The following is a 20,759-nucleotide window of genomic DNA, read 5'->3' on the forward strand; positions in this document are numbered from 1 at the left end:
CTCTTAATTTAAAATAGTTTATTTCGGTAATTGATAATGAATTGGAACATCAACCCAACCTTCGACAGGTGTTTTACCTTTTAAGGCCGGTGAAAATTTCCATTGCTTTACTGTTCTTACAGCCGCGCTGTCTAAAAGTTTTTTGCCGCTACTTTGTTTAACCGTTACGCTATCTGGGCTACCGTTTGGCAATACTTTGACCCTTAAAATCACCGAGCCTTCCCAACCACGTTCTAAGGCCTGTTCAGGGTACTCTGCTGCAGGGTTGCTTAGATAACCTGCATACCCCTTGGCTTCTGTCACAGGTAAATTGTCATCAGCAGGCTTCACTGGTTCTGCTGTTTTTGGAGCAGGTTCAGCGCTCAGTTTTTTGCTTACAACAGGTTCCTCAGTTTTTTGAACTGTGTCTTGCGCAATGGGTTTTACAATCGGTTTGGCTTGCTCCACAGTTTTTTGAACAGGTTTCGGCTGTTCAATAGGTTTCGCAATCGGTTTTGGTTTTTCGACCACAGGCGGAATTTTGGGTTTTTGCGTCACTGGTGGAATTTTAGGTTCAATGACTTTAGGTGGTTCCACTGGTTTAACAATTTCAATCACCACGGGTTCTGGCTTTGCAATGTCCAAAGCTGGTGTCGGTAATTCTTTTGCGATATACCAAATACCCAAATGTGCTGCTGCAACCGTAATGATCGCGATCCACAATTTATTCAATTTTGCTGGAGGTGATTGACTCACATCCAAATGATGTCGTGTAAATGGGTCTGATATGCCAGTTGCAGTTGAAGCAGATGCATATTGCCCAAATAGCAACGCCCGCTGATGGGGATTAAATATTCGTTCACTCATGGCAATTTAAACTAAAAAATAAAATACTGTATTGAAAATTGCACAAGTCATGCCAACAATATAAGCTACTAATTTTTATAAATTTAATTAAAAACACTCTTCGATTTGTCAGCAAAGCTGTTGGTTTTAAGACAGTTCTATGCTGTTGAAACAACAAGATCCCTCTGATATCTCAAAGGGATCTAAACTTATTATTTTAATTTATATCCAACCAAGGGTAAGACTTCTTCAGCAACCCGATATGCTTCTTCCAAATGTGGGTTACTGGCGAGAATAAAATGCCCAACACCAATGTCGATATATTCTTGTAAGCGCTGTGCCACTTGTTCATAGCTCCCCACTAAAATACAGTTTGGCCCACCCCTTACATTTGACATACCAGCCCAAACATTTGGACTGACAAATAAGTCTTCAAAACGATTGCCTTGTGCTAAAGCCTGCTGACGTTTTGCACCAACCGACTCAGTATCTTTACGTTCAAATGCATTGCCATCAACAGCAATGGTTTCATACATCTGTTTAAGCTCTTGAAATGCTTGTTCCTGTGTGGGGCGTGCCAAAATATCAATACGCATACCAAACTTTACCTTATGGTCTGGGGTATTTTGTGCAAGAAAGGTTCGCGCCTGTTCAATCACTTTTTTTTGCTCTTCAACGGGTTCACCCCAAGTTAAATGGATATCGGCATGCTGACCTGCAACTTGCAGTGCCGCTGGACTTGCTCCCGCTAACCACAAACGAGGAACGTCATATTGATTCATTGGGTATTTCAAACCACCTTGTTCAACATGGAAAAACTTTCCATCATAGTCAAAAGGTGCCTGATGCGAATACCCTTTTACAAACTCTAAAAATTCATTGGTTCGCGCATAGCGCTGATCATGTTCAATAAAATCACCATAGGCACGTTGCTGTGCCCCACCGCCACCTGAAATCACGTTCCATTCGACCCGTCCCTGACTGAGACGTTGCAAACTTGCTGCCATTTGGCTTGCGTATGCAGGATGAATAAACCAAGGTTGAATCGCAATCAATAGTCGGAGTCTTTTGGTTTCTCTTGCCAATGCCGATGCCAGCACCCACGGTTCTTCAGTATGTGGAAAAGCAGGAATCAATGCGCCGTGAAAACCCACGATATCTGCGGCTTTTGCTACCTGTTGTACATAATCATAGTAGGCAAACAATTCATCTTGATGTTGAGGTGCCACACGTTGAGGGGATTGTACTGCTGGGCCCAACTGGTTCCATTCACCTCGTGTATGTAACTGATGTGCTCGACGACCATCCCCATGTACAGGGATTCTCCATAAAAATTCAACAGACATAATACTTCTCAATAATTTAAAGGTTTTACACGCTATCGTGAGTGATACAACTCATGAGCAGAAACCATGCCGTTTTTTATGCAATATTGAATTCATCTATATTGTTGTTTTATCTAAATATTATAAAAACCCAGCTAAACATGGTGTTGAAATTTCAACACTTATCCATCCAATACTGTCGGTTTCACAACATAACCTGTTTAATCCATTCAAATAGCACCAATCATAAAAACATAACAAACTGATTTATATAAAATAATTATTTTGGCTTGGTTCTTGCTCTATCCCCCTTATATTTCTAGATTTTTATGATGATATGCGTATTTTTTCTGGTCTTTTTTTAAGTTTTAGTCTTTTAGGATTGGTTGCTTGTGGCGTACAAAAAACCGAAGATCCAAACCAAAGTAAAACCAGTCAACAACAGCTTCGTATTGCGGTTGTGGCCAATGGAACTTCTGGCGGTCTGGACTTTATTGGTGTACCACAACTTATTGCACAGGACCCCATTTTTCTAAAAGCATTAAAGCAGAAAAATATTGAATTAAAGTGGGAACCTGTAACCACTGCGGCTGTGGCCACCTTAGTCAATGAAAGCTTTATCAACAATAAAATTGATTTTGCTTTTTATGGCAATCTTCCTGCGGTAGTACTCAATGCCACTGGTGTTAGAACACAAATTGTCGTCCCTGGCGGAGTCGGTAATAATGTTTATTTGGTGGTTCCAGCGGATTCACCCATCAAAACCATTGAGGACCTCAAAGGTAAAAAGATTGCCTTACATCGTGGTCGTCCTTGGGAAATTAATTTTGCTCAATTGATACAGAGCAAAGGTTTAAAGCTTAAAGATTTTCAAATCATCAATCTCAATCCACAGGCGGGAGCTGCTGCTTTATCCGCTAAAAGCGTCGATGCATTTTTTACCTTAAGTGATGCGCTCACTTTACAAGATCGCCATCTTGGCAAAATTATTTGGTCATCGCAAAGTCTACCCGCTGACTGGAAAATGCGTGCTGAACTATGGGGACGCAAGACTTATCTGGATCAACATCCAGACACAACCCAACTGCTTGCTGATGCGACAGTACGGGCAATGCAGTGGATTTCACAGCATCAAGATGAATTCCAACAAAGCCAAACCAAATTTGGTCAGCCTCTAAGTGTGATTCAACGCGAAAGTCAAAATACCAGCAGTAACTGGCAACAAGATTGGTCACCTGAGTACCAAGTGGATTTTCTTAAACAGCATTATGCAAAAGTCATCGACCATGCTGTAAAAAACCAATTGATTCAAACGCCAATCAAAGCTGAAGAGTTGCTCAATGCTCAGTTTACCAGTCAAGCCATTCAAAATTTACAACCACTTGATATTCAACATAAGCAAGGAAACTAGGTTATGAAAATCCTCGTAAATCCGCTTATCGAAAAAAAAATCGTGGCGATCAAAGCACCATTATGGAGGCGATTGTCTTCTGAGCAGGTCTATCGCTTGCTCTCATTTCTTTCACCCATCTTGGCGTTACTGGTTTGGCAATTGATTAGCTATTTACAGATTTTTCCAACCCAAATTTTAGTGCCACCGATAACGGTATGGCAGACATTTCTTGCCTTGTTGCAAAGTGGTGAACTACAACTGCATTTAAAAGATAGCCTTTCTCGACTGCTGATGGGTTTTTCAATTGCGGCCACCTGTGCGATTTTGTTTGGCATTGCCTATGCATCTCTCACCTCTTTCCGAAATTACACTTATATTTTGTTCAATATCCTTTATCAAATTCCAATCTTTGTGCTTATTCCTATTTTTATTTTGGTTTTTGGAATTGGTGAACTATTTAAAATTTTACTGATTATTAAAGCCTGTTTTTTTCCAATCGCACTCACAACAGCGGATGCTGTTAGAAATATTCCTAAAAAATATATTGAATTGGGCCAGATCTACAAACTAAAAACTCCAGCATGGTTGAGATACATCATCATCCCTTGCATCCTCCCAGCATTAATCGGTGGACTGCGGATTGCTCTAGGTCGTGCTTGGTTGATTTTGGTGGCCGTTGAATTACTTGCTGCAGGCACTGGCATTGGTCAAATGATGGAGCTCGGACGACAAATGTTACGTTTAGACGTTGTCATGGTCGGAGTTTTTATTACAGGAATCATCGGTTTTGCTTTAGATAAAACTTTACGTCAGCTCGAACAATATCTTGTATCACCTGCATTGAGTTCAAGGGGGAAATAATGTCACAGCATCCACTGAACTTAAAAAGTGCTTTTGCGCAACCACTGATCTTGATCAAAGGTCTGCTGCTACCGCTCCTTTTACTGGCTTTATGGCAATACAATTCAAGTTTAGGCGCCAGTCATGCCTATGCATTTGTGCCTTTACAGAAGGTGTATTTTGCTTTTATTCAGCTGCTTGAAACAGGTGAATTATGGTTAAACACATGGGGAAGTCTTAAAAAAGCTGGACTGGGGTTTTTACTTGGCTCGACAACAGGGCTACTACTCGGTGCCTTACTTGCCTATTCAAAAATTTTAAATGCCTTGGTTTCACCATTATTTAATAGCATTCGCCAAGTACCCTTACTTGGTTTAACCCCATTGATTGCACTGTGGTTTGGCAATGGTGAGCAGGCAAAAATCTTTATTATTGCGCTTGCTTCTTTTTTCCCGATGGTGATTAACAGCTTTCAAGGGCTAAGTCATTATGATCAGAAATACAGTGAAGTCGCTCGTATTTACAAATTATCTTTTTGGCAGGAATTTAAAAAAATCCGTTTCCCTCAAGCTCTCCCATATATTTTAACGGGGTTGAATTTAGCGGTGCCTTTTACATGGATTACCACAACTGCCAGTGAGCTGTTATTCAATGCTGGTGCAGGCTTAGGCAATTTAATGATGAAAGCTGAAATCAATGCCGAAATGGATATTTTGTTGGTGTGTGCAATCACGGTCACCCTCAGCGGTATTGGCATGACGCTTTGCATTCACTTGATTTCTAAACGACTACTGCAATGGCGTGTTTAACTGAATCACCCATCTTCTCAGGATATTGATATGAGCTTTTCCTTACTCTCGATTAAAAAACTCAATAAATCATTTTATCGAGATCAACAAACTTTCACCGTATTAGATGGTATTCATCTCGATATTCAACAAGGAGAATTTATTTCTATTGTCGGAAGCAGTGGCTGTGGTAAATCGACCTTGTTGCGCTTAATTGCAGGATTAGATAAAGACTATCAAGGTGAGATTTTACTGAATCAAACACCAATACAAGGGACAGATTTAAAACGAGGTTTAATTTTTCAGGAGCACCGTCTATTGCCTTGGCTCAGTGTTTCCGAAAATATTCATTTAGCGCTCGAAGAAACCGACTTAAGCCGTGCCGAAAAAAATGCCCGTGTGGCAGAACATCTTACAATGGTGGGTTTAAAAGGTTTTGAAAATGCTTATCCACATGAGCTATCGGGGGGTATGGCGCAGCGGGTAGCGATTGCACGAGGCTTGGTTAATCAGCCTGATATTTTACTTTTAGATGAACCCTTTGGTGCTTTAGATGCAATTACACGTAGCCATCTGCAAACTGAATTACAACGTATTTGGCAAGATCAAAAGATCACCATGATTCTAGTTACACATGATATAGAAGAAGCGGTTTATTTGGGGGATCGCGTGATCGTAATGTCTGCTCGACCAGGAAAAATTAAAGAAATCATTCAAGTTCCTTTGACCCATCCAAGACATAAGGACAGCGAATTATTATTTAACTATCGTAATCAAGCACTCAATATGCTGGACCATAGCGCATAATGAAATCGAATATCCATCGATATAAATATTATTTAGAAAATATATTCAAGCATGATATTTATACCAACTCGTTTTAAATTATTAAGGAAATATGAAATGGGTTTATCAATTTGGCATATATTATTATTTGCCGTGATCGTTATTTTATTATTTGGTACATCAAAACTTAAAAACTTAGGTAAGGATTTAGGTGGTGCAATTAAAGATTTTAAAGACTCGGTTCATTCTGATGATCAAAAACTGTCTGAAACAAATCAGCCTAAAGAAATTCATCATCTCGATTTAAATAAAGAAAAAAACACTAACCGGTGAGTACTAAATCATTATGTTCAATATCAGTTTTGGTGAACTCTTGGCTTTTGCTGTTATTGCACTGATTATATTGGGACCTGAAAAGCTCCCTCAAACATTCAGGGTGGGATTACTTAAATACAGAGCCCTTAAAAATAACCTTAACAAAATCCAGCTAGAGTTAGAAAATGAACTGGAATTGCTTGAACTAAAAAGGATCATGCAAGAAGAGCTGCTCAAAATAAAACAAAACGAAGAGCTGCTCAAACAGCAGCTTGCACAAATGCAACACGAAATCCAAAGTGTACATAGCGCTGTTGCTATAGCACATCAAGCGCCCCCTTATCCCACACATGATTATGTTTATCAAATCTCTGCGCGTGAATTAAAAGTACCCTTTTTAATTTACACAACATCATCCAATATCTTGCGTGAGGATCAAGCTGCATGACCGAACAAATACTCAGTGAAACACTCACTGAAATGAAATATAGCGAACATTTAAAAGAGCTTAGAAAGCGTTTGATCTATAGCATTGCTACAGTCTTAACTATTTTTTTACTCTTATTGCCCCTTGCACAACACAATTATCATTTTTTGGCTCAACCCTTAATATCCCGATTGCCTAAAAATTCAACCATGATAGCTACAGATGTGATGAGTACATTTTTAGCGCCCTTTAAACTCAATATTTATTTTGCAATTTTATTGGCGATTCCCTTTATTCTTTATCAATTCTGGCGCTTTATTGCACCTGCTCTATATCAAAGTGAAAGAAAATTTGGCGTGGCGCTTGTACTCTCCAGCATCGGTTTATTTTATCTTGGCCTATTATTTGCCTATTATTTGATTCTGCCTTTGGCGTTAAACTTCTTTGTCTTAGCTTCACCAGATAATGTTTTACCGATGACTGATATCAATAGTTATCTTGATTTCTGTCTCAAGCTTTTTCTGGCTTTTGGTATCGCCTTTCAAATCCCTGTACTCACCTACATTCTTATTTTTATTGGTATTCTGTCTATTCAACAATTGGAACATTCCCGTAAACACATCATTGTTTTGTTTTTCTTTATCGCAATGTTTATTACACCCCCTGATATTTTTAGCATGCTTGCACTGGCAGTACCGATGTGGCTTTTGTTTGAACTGGGTTTATGGATCACAAAAATGACCAGCCCAAAATAAAACATCCATGGTTAAAATGGATGTTTCTATTGCACAGCCCAATTAAACAATTTCATTTTTATTTGGTAATAAATTATATCTTGATAACAAATTACGTAAAACATTGCGCGACAGTCCTAACATTTTTGCAGTCTTAACCTGATTATTCCAGCAACTTGAAAAAGCGGTATTGACGATTTTATCTTCAATGATGTGCCATGCTTCACCCTCATATTCTTGAAATAAACGCTTGAGTACATCCTCAAACTCTTGAATCAAATCATTATCTGGTAAAACGCTTGAGCCACCCTCCTCTGAAAACCTTAGATGTTCAATATCAATGGTTTTGCCACCACTGATGAGCAGTGCATAATGGATATTATTTTCAAGCTCACGGATATTTCCCGGCCAACTATAGTTGAGTAGCGCATTTCTGGCGCGATCACTGATGTTGGGTTTTGGCGTAATCATCTTTTGTGAATAGGAGTTTAAGAAAAAATCCACCAAAGGCAAAATGTCACCCTTACGCTCTCGCAATGGTAAAATATTTAGCACAACCACATTTAGGCGATAGTATAAATCTAAACGGAATTTATTTTCTGCAACAGCTTTACGCAAATCAACATGTGTACCAGACAAGATGCGTACATTAATCGGGATCGGTTTACGTCCACCGACCCGAACAACTTCCTTTTCTTGCAATACACGTAACAGTTTTACTTGCAAAGACAACGGCAACTCACCCACTTCATCCAAGAACAAAGTTCCGCCGTCGGCTGTTTCAAAAATACCAGGACGTGTCTTATGCGCACCCGTAAATGCGCCTGCTTCATAACCAAACAATTCAGATTCTGCAAGTGTTTCAACTAAAGCACCACAATTGACGGCAAGAAACGGCTTATTTTGGCGATCACTTTTCAAATGAATTTCACGTGCGATTAATTCTTTACCTGTACCTGATTCACCTTGGATGATCACACTGGCAGAACTTGGTGCAATGGTTTCAACTTGGCTTAATAGCTTACGAGAGTTTTGATCAGAAAATATAATCGCTTTTGCTCTTATTGGCTTAATTGGCACACCATTATCAGGCAAGGTAATTACTTTATAATCATTATCCAAATAGGATTTCATAATTAACCCTTTAAATAGCTGAGGAGGATATTAAAATAGAATAGTACAATTCTATTACAAAGCTGATAAATAATAATTACAGATATTTAATCCTAAATTTATATATTGAATGATTTTATAGACGTTTTTTATTATCCATTTATAATCAATATATTTCTATTTTTATGCAATGTTGCTTTTTAAACAATATGTCTATCAATTGATCATATATAAACAGCTTACAAAAATATTTTTGAAAAAATTATATATTTTATCTCTCCTCTCTATTTGGCATCTATTTTGCTCTTTTATTTAAAATTTACAGTATAGGTTAAATGATGAGCATAGAGTTTGTGGGTATGGTTTTTCCAAATCAATGGTCTGAAACCAAAGGGACCCGAGTTGGTCATAAAATTGATCTCGAATATTTACGCTATCATGCTCGTGCACATGAATATGCAGGTTTTGATAAAGTTTTAATCGCCAATGGACCAAGTAGCCCTGATAGTACTCAAATCGCAGCTTATCTGGCACAACAGACTGAACGACTGGGATTTATGATTGCACATCGCCCTGCGCTGATGACGCCTAATCTGGCTGCACGCTCCTTTGCCACACTGGACCATACCACTGGGGGAGGACGCATTCGTTTACATGCCATTACGGGAATTACCGCTGAACCCCAAGAAGGTGATGATATTGTTGATAAAATTCAACGTTATGAACGCACAGGTGAATATCTAGATATCATCCAAAAGCTTTGGAAAAGTGAGCAACCGATTCACTATGAAGGCAAATACTTTAAATTGGAAAATGCTTTCTGCCCTTTAAAACCGGTCAATGGAACTTCTATTCCGATTTCATTCGGTGGTTCTTCGGATATTGCCTACGATATCGCAGTGCGTCATGCAGATCTTTATTCTCTTTGGGGTGAGCCTTTAGCGGGCGTGAAAGAGCAGATAAATAAACTTAAAAAGGCAGCAGAAGCAGCCAATAAACCCCAGCCGCAGGTCAGTTTATCAGTACGTCTTATTATTGGGCCAACAGAACAACTCGCATGGCAACGAGCACAACAAATTTTAGCTGATATTCAGCAAAATCCAACGTTCCAAAATAATGGCTCACTTTCGGGACATAAAATTAAAGGCGTAGGTTCACAACGGTTACTGGCAGCAGCACAACAAGGTGATCGCCATGACCGAGCCTTATGGATGCCAACTGCAAGCGCAGTTGGGGCCTATGGTGATACCACCGCCCTTGTCGGAACGCCTGATACGATTATTGCCGCATTACTTGATTATGTAGATCTGGGCGTCACCACCTTTTTAAATCGTGGTTATGATCCAATTTACGATACTGTGGACTATGGTCGTTATATTATTCCTGCGGTACGAGATGAGGCGGCCAAGCGAAACAAACAGATTGCCTAAGTCCTCAAGCTAAATAAAAACCGCTCATTTAATCGGATTGAATGAGCGGTTTTTTCTTGCTTGCTAATTTAAGGTCTTGTCATAACCATGAGCATCATTATGAGGGATGGTTATTTTCTTCTGATTTTCTATTGTAAATCTGGTTTGCAAATGGACTGAATCTTCTCCCCTGCAATCACCTTTTTGGCAAATGGAATAGAATCTTGTAGGGAAGCATTCACTGTCTCACTATGTCCCAATCCATGATACAAATGCCCTTCAACGACTGTACCTGCCTTACATGCATCCGCCACCAACTTCATTTGATTACGTGCATCTGGTGTACGATCATTTGCCCCAGTGCCAATAAATAATGGATGATTGATTTTTAAGGTCGGGTAATAGCCATAATCATTGGATTGTTTTTCCTGTAATTTTTTATAGATCGATGGTGGATTCACCTTATAGGCTTGCGCAGGTGAAAGTCCTGCTGTTTGAATATCTCCCATAAAACTGGTCAAACAGGCATTTCTTGCTTGTTCCACCAAAGGCACTGCTTCAGCGGTAAAAATATCTTCAGTTTTGATTTCAGGAAATAAGCTTTGCGTCACTAGAAAACTATAAATACCATATGCTAAGGATGGACTGACTTCATAAGGATTTAACTTTAACTGATTCTTTTCAGCTGTTGCCTCGGGGTCCTGATAAATCACCCCTGTGCCAATAGATCCTTTAATATTTAACTCTGGTGCATAGGTTGCTGAATAAGCTGAAGCTGAAACAGCCCCTGCCCCACCTTGAGATTGCCCCACAATAACAAAACGATTTGCTAGAGGTAATTTCGTTTTAAGCGCAGCTCGACCGCTGTCTAAAATACTATAAGCAAGCATTGGATTATTGATCAGCAAGTGTGGGCCAGCCACACCAAGTCCTTCATAGTCAGTTGCTACTACAGCGAATCCTTCTTTTAACCATCGGTTTAAATATTGTACATCTCGATAAGATCGTCCATTCCAAGAAGGTGCGCAGGCATCTGCTAGACCAACCGTACCATGTGCCCATAACACAACAGGCCAACCTTCTTTCGGTGGCGTACCTTTAGGAAGATGTACTGTCCCAGAAACCACAATGGGGGTCTTACTATCCCTTCCACTTGTTGAACTATATAAAATACGAATGGCCGTACTATCATTGTCCAAACGGATATAAGGGTTGCTGATGTCCTCTGTCTTTAAGAGTTTTCCAGCTTGTTCTGGAATCGCAGCTTTCCATGTATAAAATGCTGAAACACGTCCATCCCCATAACGATCTTCAGGCTGTGGGGCTTGCTGGGCATTTGCCATTCCAGCAGACGTGAGTATGCTTGCGACAAAAACGGATTTAACCACATTAGATATAAAAGTATTTTGCATTTTCATGACCTTGAAACCTATTTAAAAACTGTTTTAAAAATTTATTTTTTAATTTAAAAGTCGTAACTTACACGGCCATATAAATACGTTCCAAAGGCACCTTCTGGCGCATTAAAACTGTATTTGACGATGTTCCCTACAGATGAGTCTTTGGCTTTGTCTGGGTAACTGTTAAATAAATTATTTGCGCCCAGATTGAATTTTAGCCCCTTTACCCACGCATCTGCTTTGTAGCCAAAGTCCAAATCAGCAATCCATTGCGGATCAAAGGTCTGATCCAATGAAGTATTGGTATTATTTAAGGTGGTCCATTTATCATAACGACGGACTGCGGCATTGATACTCCACACTTGATTTGACCAAAGTGCACCCAATGCTAATTTGGTTTTTGGCGCTGTAGATTCAATTAGGCTTTGGGTATTTCGACCAGCAATACTAGAGACTGGAATTCGCTCACCTTTTGCAGTGATTGAGTCTCGGCTGTCAGTGATTTTATTTTTATGATAAGCCAAGCCTAAATTCAGCTTTAACTTGCCATATTGTTCAAGATCAAGATCATGTTTTAACGCGAACTCCAAACCACGCGTTTGCGTATCTAATAAATTATTAAAAAACGCCACATTGGCAATATTTACATACGGCGTATTTGCAAAAGCATTATTGATCACGCTGCCAGTAATATTGTCAGAAAGTAAAATACGATTTCGAATATCGATTTGATAAAGATCTAAAGTTGCAGAGGTATTGATAAATGGTTTGAGTACCAAACCTAAAGAATAATTGGTGGATTTCTCAGGCTTAAGTGAAGTTCCACCAATCAGTAAAGCCGCTTCACTTCCCGCAACTAAAGTCCTTTGCTGTACATCTTGCCAACCTGTCGTAGTTTGCACCGTTTGTACACTATAAGCGGAGTATCCTTGCTGGGCTAATGACGGTGCGCGATAACCTGTATTGACAGATCCACGAAGGGTCAACTGCGGAGAGATATCATATTTGGCAAAGAGTTTGCCGTTGGTTGTCGAACCAAAGTCTGAATATTTTTCTGTTCGAATAGCAGCACCAACATTTAAATCTTTTACAATATCGGCTTCGAGATCCAAATAAATGCCGTACACATCTCGACTAATTTTGCGTTGGTCTTGATCTGTAATACCCGCGTATATACCTGGGATACCCGTACCTAAAGCCGTACTTGGATTAAAATAGGGTCCACGGGTATAAGCAATGGGGTCGCCTGCATTTTGTTTATATTGTTCCCAACGGTATAGCGCTCCCGTCGAAACAGTCAATGGACTGGCTAAACCATCAATTGCAAAATCACGACTATAGTCCAGTCCTGTATTGAGTTGGGCAAAAATGTTTTCCCCTAAATCATAATGAGAAGGTGAATCTGCACCATAACTTGGGTTAATGCCATTGCCTTGTTCAGTGCTGACTTTGTTTTGTCCATAAGTGGCATACAGGTCATATTTTCCTGAAGTCTGGTTGCCTTGTTTAACCCCAAACGTGGTCGCAAAATCATCTACACTGACTAAACTCAAAGGTGAGCGTCCATCAGGATAACGTTGCTTAAAATAACTGGATTGATTCAGTACTGTTTTTGTGGTTGGAGGCTCATAAAAATTTTCCCCGATGGTCTTACGATGCCCATAACTACTAAAACCATACAAGGCAATTTCATCAGTTAAAGGTAAATCTAAATTCGCAGTGATATTGATTTGGTCTTTTTGTTCAGGAGAACCAAATTTCCAAGTTCTAAATGGTGTGTTCTGCTCGGTATATTGGGCTTGGGTTGAACCATCATAAAATGTTCGCGTATCTGGTGCAGTATTACTTGCAGCTTCACGCTTTCCTAAATCTACGGCAACAGTTAAAGCACCATCATTGGGTAATTCAAAGCCTTTCCAAAGATTGATTTTATGCTGTTCACCATCCCCTTGTGTATAGCCTCCAGTTTGATAACTCACGCCACCACCATGATCACGTGATTTCAATATAATGTTAACCACGCCCGCGATCGCGTCAGAACCATATTGAGCTGCGGCACCATCTCGTAAAATCTCTATACGTTCAATGGCACTAATCGGGATTAGGCTTAAATCTGTTACCGCAGCACCTCTCCCCCCAGCATACGCTTGTCGAGTGAAGTAAGCCGCTGTATGGCGACGTTTACCATTGATCAAAATTAAGGTTTGATCTGCAGATAAACCTCGCAATGCAATACTCGGCGGCACCGATGCACCGAAACCACCCGCAGGTGATGTTGGTAAACTCACTGACGGCGATAAGCGTGTTAATGCAGCTGCAAGATCACCTGCCCCTGTTTCTTGTAGTTCTTTGGCTGTCACAATGTCTACTGGAGCAGGAGCCTCTAAAGCACTATTGATAGCTCGCCGAGAACCCGTTACAACAACTGATTGCAATGTCACGACATCCTCTTTTTCTGATACAGGCCTTTGTTCATTTGCCAAAGTGATTGAGGCGGTAAGTGTACTGAACGCAAAAACAGAAGAATGAAGAATGAATTGAGAAAAATATGTACGCATATAAGCTTCCTTAACGATCTGCACCGATATAGCAAAGCCAATGCCAAAATTTTTATTATTGAATATCAAAAACTTGTCATTAAAAATAAAAAAATCATTGTTTATATTTAAACAATGATTCGAAAAAATGTTTATAAAACCACAGATTTACTCGTGGCGCATAAGCTTATACAAGTTGATTGTGTAAATAAGATTGATACAACTGATAGTAAGATTGTTGCTGTTGAATCAGTTGTTCATGAGAACCTTGTTCCACTACAGCCCCATTCTCAATCACCACAATTTTGTCTGCTTCTTGAATGGTACTTAAGCGATGTGCGATCACAATACAGGTTCTATTTTTACATAAGCGTCGAAGGGCATATTGGATTTTCTGTTCCGTATAAATATCAATCGCAGAGGTCGCTTCATCTAAAATTAAAATTTTAGGATCAGCCAAATATGCACGTGCGAGACAAACAAGTTGGCGTTGCCCATGACTTAAATTTTTTCCGAGTGTTCCAACTTCAGTAAAATAACCATGAGGAAGCTGTCCTAGAATATCATCTGCACCAAGTTCTTCAATCGCCTGAATCAGTTGTTGATCTGTAGCTTCGGGTTGAATTAAACGTAAATTGTCTAAAATTGTGCCGCTAAACAAGACATTGTCCTGTAAAACAATACTGACATTTTGTCTTAAACTGTCCAGATGAATATCCTGTATCGGATAACGGTCTAAGAAAATCCCACCCTGCTGAGGCTCATAAAACCGTGTCAGTAACTGAACGATCGTGCTTTTACCATGACCTGTAGGCCCCACGATCGCAACCACCGTTCCAGCGTCGATCTCTAAATCAAAATTTTGTAAAACAGCTTTGGTGGTATAAGCAAAATGTACAGACTGAAAACGAATATGCCCGTTAAGTTGCCCTAATTTCAACGCATGTGGTGCATCTTGAATGCTAGATTGGGTATCTAAAAGTAGAAATATCCGTTGTGCACACGCTGCACCATTGGCATAACGCTCAAATAAATCGGTCAATTCCTGTAAAGGTGCCAAGAATAAAAACACATAAAAAATACTTTCGGCAAACTGTCCAATACTGATGACACCTTCACTATAAGCATAACTTCCAATCACAATAAAAACTGCGGTTGCCACTGTCGAAAGCAATCCAGTAAATGGGGCAAACCAGCTGGTCCGCTTACTTCCATAAATAATAGAATCATTAAAATCTTTTAAGAGCTGCTGATAGCGCTGTTGATTGGTTTCACTATAATTCAATTGCTGAATAATTTTGGCGCCATTTACCGTTTCAACCAAATGTGCAGTAAATCGACTGCGTTCTTCGGCAACCCGTCCCCAATGCCGTTGTGATGACTTTTTAAATATTGCAGTCATTGTCAATAAAATCGGCAAAGTTGCAAATAAACACCAGAAAAATGGGGGATAAATATGCCACAAAAGCACAGATGCTAATCCGCAACGTAAAATCGCAGAAAGTAGTTCAGGTGGTCCTTGTATCAATACTGGTTCTAAAGTATCGACATCACGATCCGCTCGTGAAATAATTCGGCCGGCTTTAGTTCGATCAAAATAACCAATATTTAAAGCTTGAATATGTTGAAATAATGAACGTCTTAGATCATTAATGACACTTAAAGCCGCTTTTCCAGACAAGTATTTTGATATACCCGCTAATCCAAAACGACACACCCAGCTGAATGCCAGAATAGCAATTGCTATAAAAAGTACTGGCTGATACAACACCAGTTTCCCAGCCACTTGCTGAAATCCAGAATCTAAAATGTACTTGACTGCCCATGGACGTACAAAGATGCTCAGCACTTGTAAGATCTCTACTGAGATCATGGCTAGAATTAAATAACGAATCGGATAAAGCAAAGGAATGAGTTTTTTTAACATTCCGCGATGTAGCGCGGTTTTTGCTAAGTTTTCTTCGATCTGCAGATCATAGATTTTCGTCAGCGGTTGGAAATTTTTAACCGTGGTATTCATGCTTGAATCTCCTGTTGCGCTTTCTGAAATCCCATCAACTCCCGATAAAATTCGCAATGCTGGAGCAATTCTGTGTGGCTCCCTTGAGCAAGAATTTGTCCCTGATCTAATACGATAATGCGATCTGATAAAGAAATCGTGGTCTGTTTATTTGAATTGATCAGGATGGTTCTTTTGAGCTGATTTTTATTGTCAGCCAAGCCTGATAAACGCTGTAACACCTGTTTTTCTGTAGTGGAATCTAAAGCACTGGTTGAATCATCAAGCGCCAAGATTGGCGAGTTTTTTAAAATTGACCGTGCCAGTGCAATCCGTTGTTTTTGCCCTCCAGATAAGGTGACTCCCTTGTCCCCTATTGGTGTCTCCAGACCAGCATCGAGTCGCTGTAACAGTTCAGATGCTGAAGCCAAATGCAACGCGTCTCGCATCTCCTGTTCAGTCGCATCCTGTTTGGCTATTTTTAAGTTATCCGCCAAGGTTCCTGAGAAAAAGAAATTATCTTGCGGAATAATCTGAACCATATGACGTAAGTTAACCAAACTAAGATCTTTAAGATTGAGCCAACCGCGTTGATCTGAACCAATCCAGACCTGCCCTGCGGTTGGATCGATAAAACGATTGAGCAAGTTCATCAGTGTGGTTTTACCCGCTCCAGTTTTCCCCACAATGGTGACGATTTCACCTGCTCGGAATTCAACATTACACTGTTTTAAAATATACTTTTCTGTGTTTCGATCCTGAAAACTGACATTTTCCAGTCGAATATTTAAACCTTCATCCCCTTCAGCATCCCCTTGTAGTGGCAAAGCATGTGCAGCATCTACAATTGCCGATTTCTCATCTAGCATTTGCCATATTCGAGTTGCCGATGAACGTGCATCTGCAAAAATATGTAAGACCTGTCCAATACTTTCAATACGAAACACCAATAAATTTGCCATAAGTACAGCAGCCACAAATTGCCCAATCTGTAATTGATTTTGTCCAATTAAGTAGCCACCAAACCCAATCACCCATAAGTAGGAACAGGCAATAATCATTTGAGGAATCGGTAAGCGTTGTGCACTGGTGCGAATGGTTTGAATGGAATGACGAATAAAGCTATCAACCGCAGCATCAAAACGTTGTAAGAGCTTTTCCTCAAGTTGAAAGGCTTTGACCACTCGAATGCCATTGACGCTTTCAGCCAAAGTATCACTGACTTTTTCATAGGCATAGGCAACTTGATGATCCAGCACCACCAACTGATTGGTCAGTTTAAACAGCACTGCTAGGCCTAGAAAAATAAAAATAAGCGGGACGATCCCCAACCAAGGATGATACCAACACAACAATCCGACTGTTGCGGCGACCACTAGACTGGATTCAAACACTTGTCGCCAAAAATTAATCAAAGCTTCTTTTAATTTATCTGAATCTCGGGTGGTTCTTGATAAAACTTCACCTAATCCGTGTTTCCAGTGCCATGAAACATCTAAATGCTGGACCTGACTAAAGATTCTTTCTCTTAAAATACTTAACAATTGCTGTCCAATCGTCAAGGCACTTAAACCCGCTAAATATTGAATAATGGCACGAAGTAAAGCGATACTCGTCAGTAGAATAAACCAAAACCACGGATTTAACGGATCTGTAAAAGCATGCTGAAATAAACTTTCAGGTTGGCTGTGTTTTAGCGTATCAATCGCATGTCCGATTGAATATTGCTGTAGTGCTAAGCCAAAATTGGCAAGGACAAATAATGTTGCCGTCAATACAAAGCGAAATGGCATAAAACGATATAAGGCCAAACTTCGCAGCAGTGGATAATTTTTAAACATAAAAATAAAACAACAACTAAAGATCTATAGCTCACTGCGAGATCTATGCCAAATTTTTCAAAGGCATAAATATTTTAATCCACTGTTTTATATTATTTTTTTAAAAAACATGTTTGATGAGATGTTTGATTTAAAACATCCACACTTGTTATCTGTTGTTATTGCAACAATATTTGATATATCAACATCATAAAAATAGATATTAAAAATATATTTTAAATATCAAAAAGTTAAACAATGGCATCAATATTGCTTTAAAGCATTCAAATCACAACAGGATGTCACAATGACAACACTTCAAATGCAACCATTGAATACACTTTGGTATACACGCTGTCCAGTTCCTACAGGGCTTGGAATCTCGATTCAAAAAGGCTGGCTAAAAGAAAAATTTATTGAGCAACAAATTGAAATTAAATCAATTCGTGAATCGAACTCAAAAGAGGTTCGTAACTCACATTTTAACCATACCCTTGCCAATTCAGTTCGGCATGGTGGCAGTATTCCTGCAATTTGGGCATATGCTTCTGGACAAAAAACCAAAGTCATCGGTTTATCTTGGGCAGATGAAGTCCAATTACTGCTGACTCGATATGATTCCCAAATTAAGACGGTTGAGGATTTAAAAGGTAAACGCTTTGGACTCCCACTCAATCAAGATGCCATCATCGATTTCTCTCGTGCTCAAGCCATTCGCGGTTTAGAAAATGCATTAAAAACAGTAAATCTTAAGGTCAGTGATCTGGAACTGGTGGATTGTCTGCGTGCTGATATATTAGTGGCGCAACAGCAAAATCATACCGAAGAAAATGATTCGAGTTTCTTTAGCAATCGTAATAAACTGAGCGCAAGTGCAGAGATTGTGGCTTTAATCAAAGGGGATGTCGATGCCATCTTTTTAAAAGGCGCACATGCAGCACAAATTGCCCATGATTTTGCCCTGCATACCATTATTGATATTGGTTCACATCCCGACCCTATCCTACGTTCAAATAATGGTACCCCTCGAACACTAACTGTGGATGAAGATTTTCTATCGCAATATCCACAACAAGCTCAATCCATTGTCGATGCGGTTTTACAAGCTGAACAATGGGCGCATGTGCATGCAGATGAAACTCACCGCTATCTGGCTAAAGAATGTAATAGCAGTGAACAATGGGTTCATGCAGCTTATGGCGCAGATGCACATCTCAAACTGAATACCAATTTTGATGAAACATCGATTATTGCCTTACAAGACCTCAGTGACTTTCTCTATCGCTGGAAGTTTATTCCAGCTCAAATTAATGTTCGTGAATGGCTAGCACAAGACATTGCTATTCATGCACAAGTGGCTTAACAATACGAAAAAATAAAAGGTTGTCGTAATGACAACCTTTTATTTTTCAGCTTTCAAATTTAAGACATCCCCCTATACAAAAGCTTCTGACTATTCTCAACGCATAAAGCACTGCTATGCTCATGAATAACAATTATCTTAATGGCGTCTTACTGAAGTTCTTAACCAGCTCTTACCTAGCCTCAGAATCAGTCAACGGCTCACGCTACTTTTGTTCCGGGAAAATGAGACTCCAAACTTTGCAAGAAAAGCATCTTGCAGAGTGCTGCTTCTCACCGTAAAACTCACTGCCCACCATCAGCTCGTTTAATCAATCGCAAAAAATATGCGATTAAGTACTGCCTCAAACAGTTGTGGATGAGGTTTCCGAATAGCATATTTTTGTCGAACTCAAATTATGACTTAAATTTGGTCACATTTTCAGCCTGTTTCTTTAAAAGCACAGAGTTATATTCACCAGGTGGAATATTATTTAAATAATAATTTCCAACATGATATAAACGCCAACGAATCGGATCATGTGTGGTATGTGTACGAGCATTACGCCAGAAACGATCTAAATTCCATTTTGACAAAGTAGAGCTTGCTCCAAGTAAGCCAAAAATTTCACTGGAAATTTTCAAAGATGCATGGTCGGACTGACTCCGTGTGGCAGCCACAGATAAAATCAATTCAGTTTGTAAGGCTTCATCTTCCAGATTGGTTAAATGCTGCTCAAAAATCGCTGCTGAGCGATCTAAAAGTGCTTCTGCTGAACGGACCAAAACTGCAAACTCACCAATTTGCTTAATGATATGCGGTTCCTGTGTCGGGGAGTCGACACCACTTTCCACCCAAGGACGAGCATTCTGTTGCAAATAATCAATCCCCCCTTCAAGTGCACCTTTGGCAATACCTGTATCCATAGCTGCATGCAAAATCTGAGGCCAAGTTAAACCTGTGCGTAGCACTGTCCCTAAACCACCAGTATTGCGCTTAGCAACATAGCGTTCATCGACAACAACATCTTTAAAATTGACTGTGCCACTGACACTATTGTTTTGCCCCATTGCATCCCAATCATCGAGCAGTTCTACCCCATGCGTATCACGATGAATCAAGATCGAAACAGGTCCATCATCACTGCCTGCAAATAAAGAGATCCACTCGGCCAATAAAGAGCCTGTGGAATAAAATTTACTGCCATTTAAGATTAACTGCCCTTGTGAATTTCTTTCTACACGAGTCTTATGCTGAAATTTATCTTTTCCGCCCACTTCTGCGAGTGCATTGCCTAAACGTTTACCACTCAATACATCACGCAATAATTGATCGCGAATATCATCCTCATAACCCGTTAAAATTCCTCGAAACATGGTGAAATGAATTTGTAGAAGTTGCCCCACACCACCATCTGCAGATGAAATAATCTTTACCACATTGACCAATGTGCTAATACTCGCACCTAAACCACCAAATTGTTGAGGAACAATAATCGCTGTCAGACCTGCTTCTGAAATTAAGCGGGCCTGTTCATAAGGAACACTTTTGTTATATTGAGGATCTTGAGCAAATTCAGTCAGTTGTTTTGCTACTGCCTTGGCAATATCCAATGCTTCTTGTTCACTTTGAATATGTCTTATACTGCCCAATTCTAAAAAATTGTGTTGCTGAATATCGTTCATTTTAACTCCGGAAAATCTCTT

Annotated in this window: 17 protein-coding genes; 9 read left to right on the forward strand and 8 right to left on the reverse strand. The window is 39.7% G+C overall.

The features are described from left to right. Positions 1–18: 18 nt before the first annotated feature. Together ACG9ZL_RS09015 and ACG9ZL_RS09020 are read right to left on the reverse strand one after the other, a co-directional pair. Positions 19–846, reverse strand: a complete 828-nt coding sequence (locus ACG9ZL_RS09015; RefSeq protein WP_419359769.1) for an energy transducer TonB — start codon at positions 844–846, stop codon at positions 19–21. A 191-nt stretch (positions 847–1,037) separates the two neighbouring features. Continuing rightward, entirely contained in the window at positions 1,038–2,171 is a 1,134-nt protein-coding gene (locus ACG9ZL_RS09020; RefSeq protein WP_419359770.1) for an LLM class flavin-dependent oxidoreductase, read from the reverse strand. A 316-nt stretch (positions 2,172–2,487) separates the two neighbouring features. Between ACG9ZL_RS09020 and ACG9ZL_RS09025 the strand changes: the two genes are divergently transcribed. The 7 genes from ACG9ZL_RS09025 to tatC all read left to right on the forward strand — a co-directional run bounded on the left by ACG9ZL_RS09025 (position 2,488) and on the right by tatC (position 7,454). Beyond that, complete coding sequence (locus tag ACG9ZL_RS09025) at positions 2,488–3,561, forward strand: ABC transporter substrate-binding protein (protein WP_336951889.1); 1,074 nt, start codon at positions 2,488–2,490, stop codon at positions 3,559–3,561. A 3-nt stretch (positions 3,562–3,564) separates the two neighbouring features. Further along, entirely contained in the window at positions 3,565–4,404 is an 840-nt protein-coding gene (locus ACG9ZL_RS09030) for an ABC transporter permease (RefSeq protein WP_419359771.1), read from the forward strand. Then, complete coding sequence (locus ACG9ZL_RS09035) at positions 4,404–5,192, forward strand: ABC transporter permease (protein WP_004717492.1); 789 nt, start codon at positions 4,404–4,406, stop codon at positions 5,190–5,192. The genes ACG9ZL_RS09030 and ACG9ZL_RS09035 overlap by 1 nt, the downstream gene beginning before the upstream one ends. Positions 5,193–5,222: 30 nt before the next feature. After that, on the forward strand, positions 5,223–5,978 hold the full coding sequence (locus ACG9ZL_RS09040) for an ABC transporter ATP-binding protein (protein WP_004717493.1): 756 nt from the start codon (positions 5,223–5,225) through the stop codon (positions 5,976–5,978). Positions 5,979–6,074: 96 nt separating this feature from the next. After that, positions 6,075–6,290 carry a Sec-independent protein translocase subunit TatA gene (locus ACG9ZL_RS09045; protein WP_004823388.1) on the forward strand — a complete coding sequence of 72 codons (216 nt, stop codon included), beginning with the start codon at positions 6,075–6,077 and terminating at the stop codon, positions 6,288–6,290. A gap of 13 nt (positions 6,291–6,303) precedes the next feature. Further along, positions 6,304–6,720, forward strand: a complete 417-nt coding sequence (locus ACG9ZL_RS09050; protein WP_004717498.1) for a twin-arginine translocase TatA/TatE family subunit — start codon at positions 6,304–6,306, stop codon at positions 6,718–6,720. Beyond that, on the forward strand, positions 6,717–7,454 hold the full coding sequence (tatC, locus tag ACG9ZL_RS09055) for a twin-arginine translocase subunit TatC (RefSeq protein ID WP_419359772.1): 738 nt from the start codon (positions 6,717–6,719) through the stop codon (positions 7,452–7,454). The genes ACG9ZL_RS09050 and tatC overlap by 4 nt, the downstream gene beginning before the upstream one ends. A 42-nt stretch (positions 7,455–7,496) precedes the next feature. Here tatC and ACG9ZL_RS09060 read toward each other — a convergent pair whose 3' ends face one another. After that, positions 7,497–8,567, reverse strand: a complete 1,071-nt coding sequence (locus ACG9ZL_RS09060) for a sigma-54 interaction domain-containing protein (RefSeq protein ID WP_419327117.1) — start codon at positions 8,565–8,567, stop codon at positions 7,497–7,499. A 317-nt stretch (positions 8,568–8,884) separates the two neighbouring features. Here ACG9ZL_RS09060 and ACG9ZL_RS09065 point away from each other — a divergent pair, with 317 nt between their 5' ends. Next, positions 8,885–9,976: an LLM class flavin-dependent oxidoreductase gene (locus ACG9ZL_RS09065; RefSeq protein WP_419327116.1), complete on the forward strand. Its 1,092-nt coding sequence runs from the start codon at positions 8,885–8,887 to the stop codon at positions 9,974–9,976. 128 nt (positions 9,977–10,104) lie between these two features. Here ACG9ZL_RS09065 and ACG9ZL_RS09070 read toward each other — a convergent pair whose 3' ends face one another. The 4 genes from ACG9ZL_RS09070 to ACG9ZL_RS09085 form a co-directional block, all read right to left on the reverse strand. Further along, positions 10,105–11,367, reverse strand: a complete 1,263-nt coding sequence (locus ACG9ZL_RS09070) for a lipase family protein (protein ID WP_419327115.1) — start codon at positions 11,365–11,367, stop codon at positions 10,105–10,107. Between the two features lie 53 nt (positions 11,368–11,420). Further along, positions 11,421–13,913, reverse strand: a complete 2,493-nt coding sequence (locus ACG9ZL_RS09075; RefSeq protein WP_419359773.1) for a TonB-dependent receptor plug domain-containing protein — start codon at positions 13,911–13,913, stop codon at positions 11,421–11,423. Positions 13,914–14,079: 166 nt separating this feature from the next. Further along, positions 14,080–15,912 (reverse strand): ABC transporter ATP-binding protein, encoded by a 1,833-nt coding sequence (locus ACG9ZL_RS09080; protein ID WP_419359774.1) that lies wholly within the window; start codon positions 15,910–15,912, stop codon positions 14,080–14,082. After that, the gene (locus ACG9ZL_RS09085; RefSeq protein WP_419359775.1) at positions 15,909–17,732 is read right to left on the reverse strand and encodes an ABC transporter ATP-binding protein; all 1,824 of its coding nucleotides are present in this window, start codon (positions 17,730–17,732) and stop codon (positions 15,909–15,911) included. Before ACG9ZL_RS09085 ends, ACG9ZL_RS09080 begins: the two co-directional genes overlap by 4 nt. Positions 17,733–18,018: 286 nt before the next feature. Here ACG9ZL_RS09085 and ACG9ZL_RS09090 point away from each other — a divergent pair, with 286 nt between their 5' ends. After that, positions 18,019–19,074 carry an ABC transporter substrate-binding protein gene (locus tag ACG9ZL_RS09090; protein ID WP_336951896.1) on the forward strand — a complete coding sequence of 352 codons (1,056 nt, stop codon included), beginning with the start codon at positions 18,019–18,021 and terminating at the stop codon, positions 19,072–19,074. 395 nt (positions 19,075–19,469) lie between these two features. On the opposite strand, the gene ACG9ZL_RS09095 is transcribed toward ACG9ZL_RS09090, so the two are convergent. Then, a complete protein-coding gene (locus ACG9ZL_RS09095) occupies positions 19,470–20,738 on the reverse strand; it encodes an acyl-CoA dehydrogenase family protein (RefSeq protein WP_419359776.1) in 1,269 nt (422 codons plus the stop codon). Between the last annotated feature and the right edge of the window lie 21 nt (positions 20,739–20,759).

This window comes from Acinetobacter legionensis (genome assembly GCF_048551735.1).
Lineage (GTDB): Bacteria > Pseudomonadota > Gammaproteobacteria > Pseudomonadales > Moraxellaceae > Acinetobacter.

What these genes read in the sequence shown, in the direction of transcription:
- ACG9ZL_RS09015 (WP_419359769.1), bottom strand. Translation starts at nt 846, where the DNA reads ATGAGTGAACGAATATTTAATCCCCATCAGCGGGCGTTGCTATTTGGG.
- ACG9ZL_RS09020 (WP_419359770.1), bottom strand. Translation starts at nt 2,171, where the DNA reads ATGTCTGTTGAATTTTTATGGAGAATCCCTGTACATGGGGATGGTCGT.
- ACG9ZL_RS09025 (WP_336951889.1), top strand. Translation starts at nt 2,488, where the DNA reads ATGCGTATTTTTTCTGGTCTTTTTTTAAGTTTTAGTCTTTTAGGATTG.
- ACG9ZL_RS09030 (WP_419359771.1), top strand. Translation starts at nt 3,565, where the DNA reads ATGAAAATCCTCGTAAATCCGCTTATCGAAAAAAAAATCGTGGCGATC.
- ACG9ZL_RS09035 (WP_004717492.1), top strand. Translation starts at nt 4,404, where the DNA reads ATGTCACAGCATCCACTGAACTTAAAAAGTGCTTTTGCGCAACCACTG.
- ACG9ZL_RS09040 (WP_004717493.1), top strand. Translation starts at nt 5,223, where the DNA reads ATGAGCTTTTCCTTACTCTCGATTAAAAAACTCAATAAATCATTTTAT.
- ACG9ZL_RS09045 (WP_004823388.1), top strand. Translation starts at nt 6,075, where the DNA reads ATGGGTTTATCAATTTGGCATATATTATTATTTGCCGTGATCGTTATT.
- ACG9ZL_RS09050 (WP_004717498.1), top strand. Translation starts at nt 6,304, where the DNA reads ATGTTCAATATCAGTTTTGGTGAACTCTTGGCTTTTGCTGTTATTGCA.
- tatC (WP_419359772.1), top strand. Translation starts at nt 6,717, where the DNA reads ATGACCGAACAAATACTCAGTGAAACACTCACTGAAATGAAATATAGC.
- ACG9ZL_RS09060 (WP_419327117.1), bottom strand. Translation starts at nt 8,567, where the DNA reads ATGAAATCCTATTTGGATAATGATTATAAAGTAATTACCTTGCCTGAT.
- ACG9ZL_RS09065 (WP_419327116.1), top strand. Translation starts at nt 8,885, where the DNA reads ATGAGCATAGAGTTTGTGGGTATGGTTTTTCCAAATCAATGGTCTGAA.
- ACG9ZL_RS09070 (WP_419327115.1), bottom strand. Translation starts at nt 11,367, where the DNA reads ATGCAAAATACTTTTATATCTAATGTGGTTAAATCCGTTTTTGTCGCA.
- ACG9ZL_RS09075 (WP_419359773.1), bottom strand. Translation starts at nt 13,913, where the DNA reads ATGCGTACATATTTTTCTCAATTCATTCTTCATTCTTCTGTTTTTGCG.
- ACG9ZL_RS09080 (WP_419359774.1), bottom strand. Translation starts at nt 15,912, where the DNA reads ATGAATACCACGGTTAAAAATTTCCAACCGCTGACGAAAATCTATGAT.
- ACG9ZL_RS09085 (WP_419359775.1), bottom strand. Translation starts at nt 17,732, where the DNA reads ATGTTTAAAAATTATCCACTGCTGCGAAGTTTGGCCTTATATCGTTTT.
- ACG9ZL_RS09090 (WP_336951896.1), top strand. Translation starts at nt 18,019, where the DNA reads ATGACAACACTTCAAATGCAACCATTGAATACACTTTGGTATACACGC.
- ACG9ZL_RS09095 (WP_419359776.1), bottom strand. Translation starts at nt 20,738, where the DNA reads ATGAACGATATTCAGCAACACAATTTTTTAGAATTGGGCAGTATAAGA.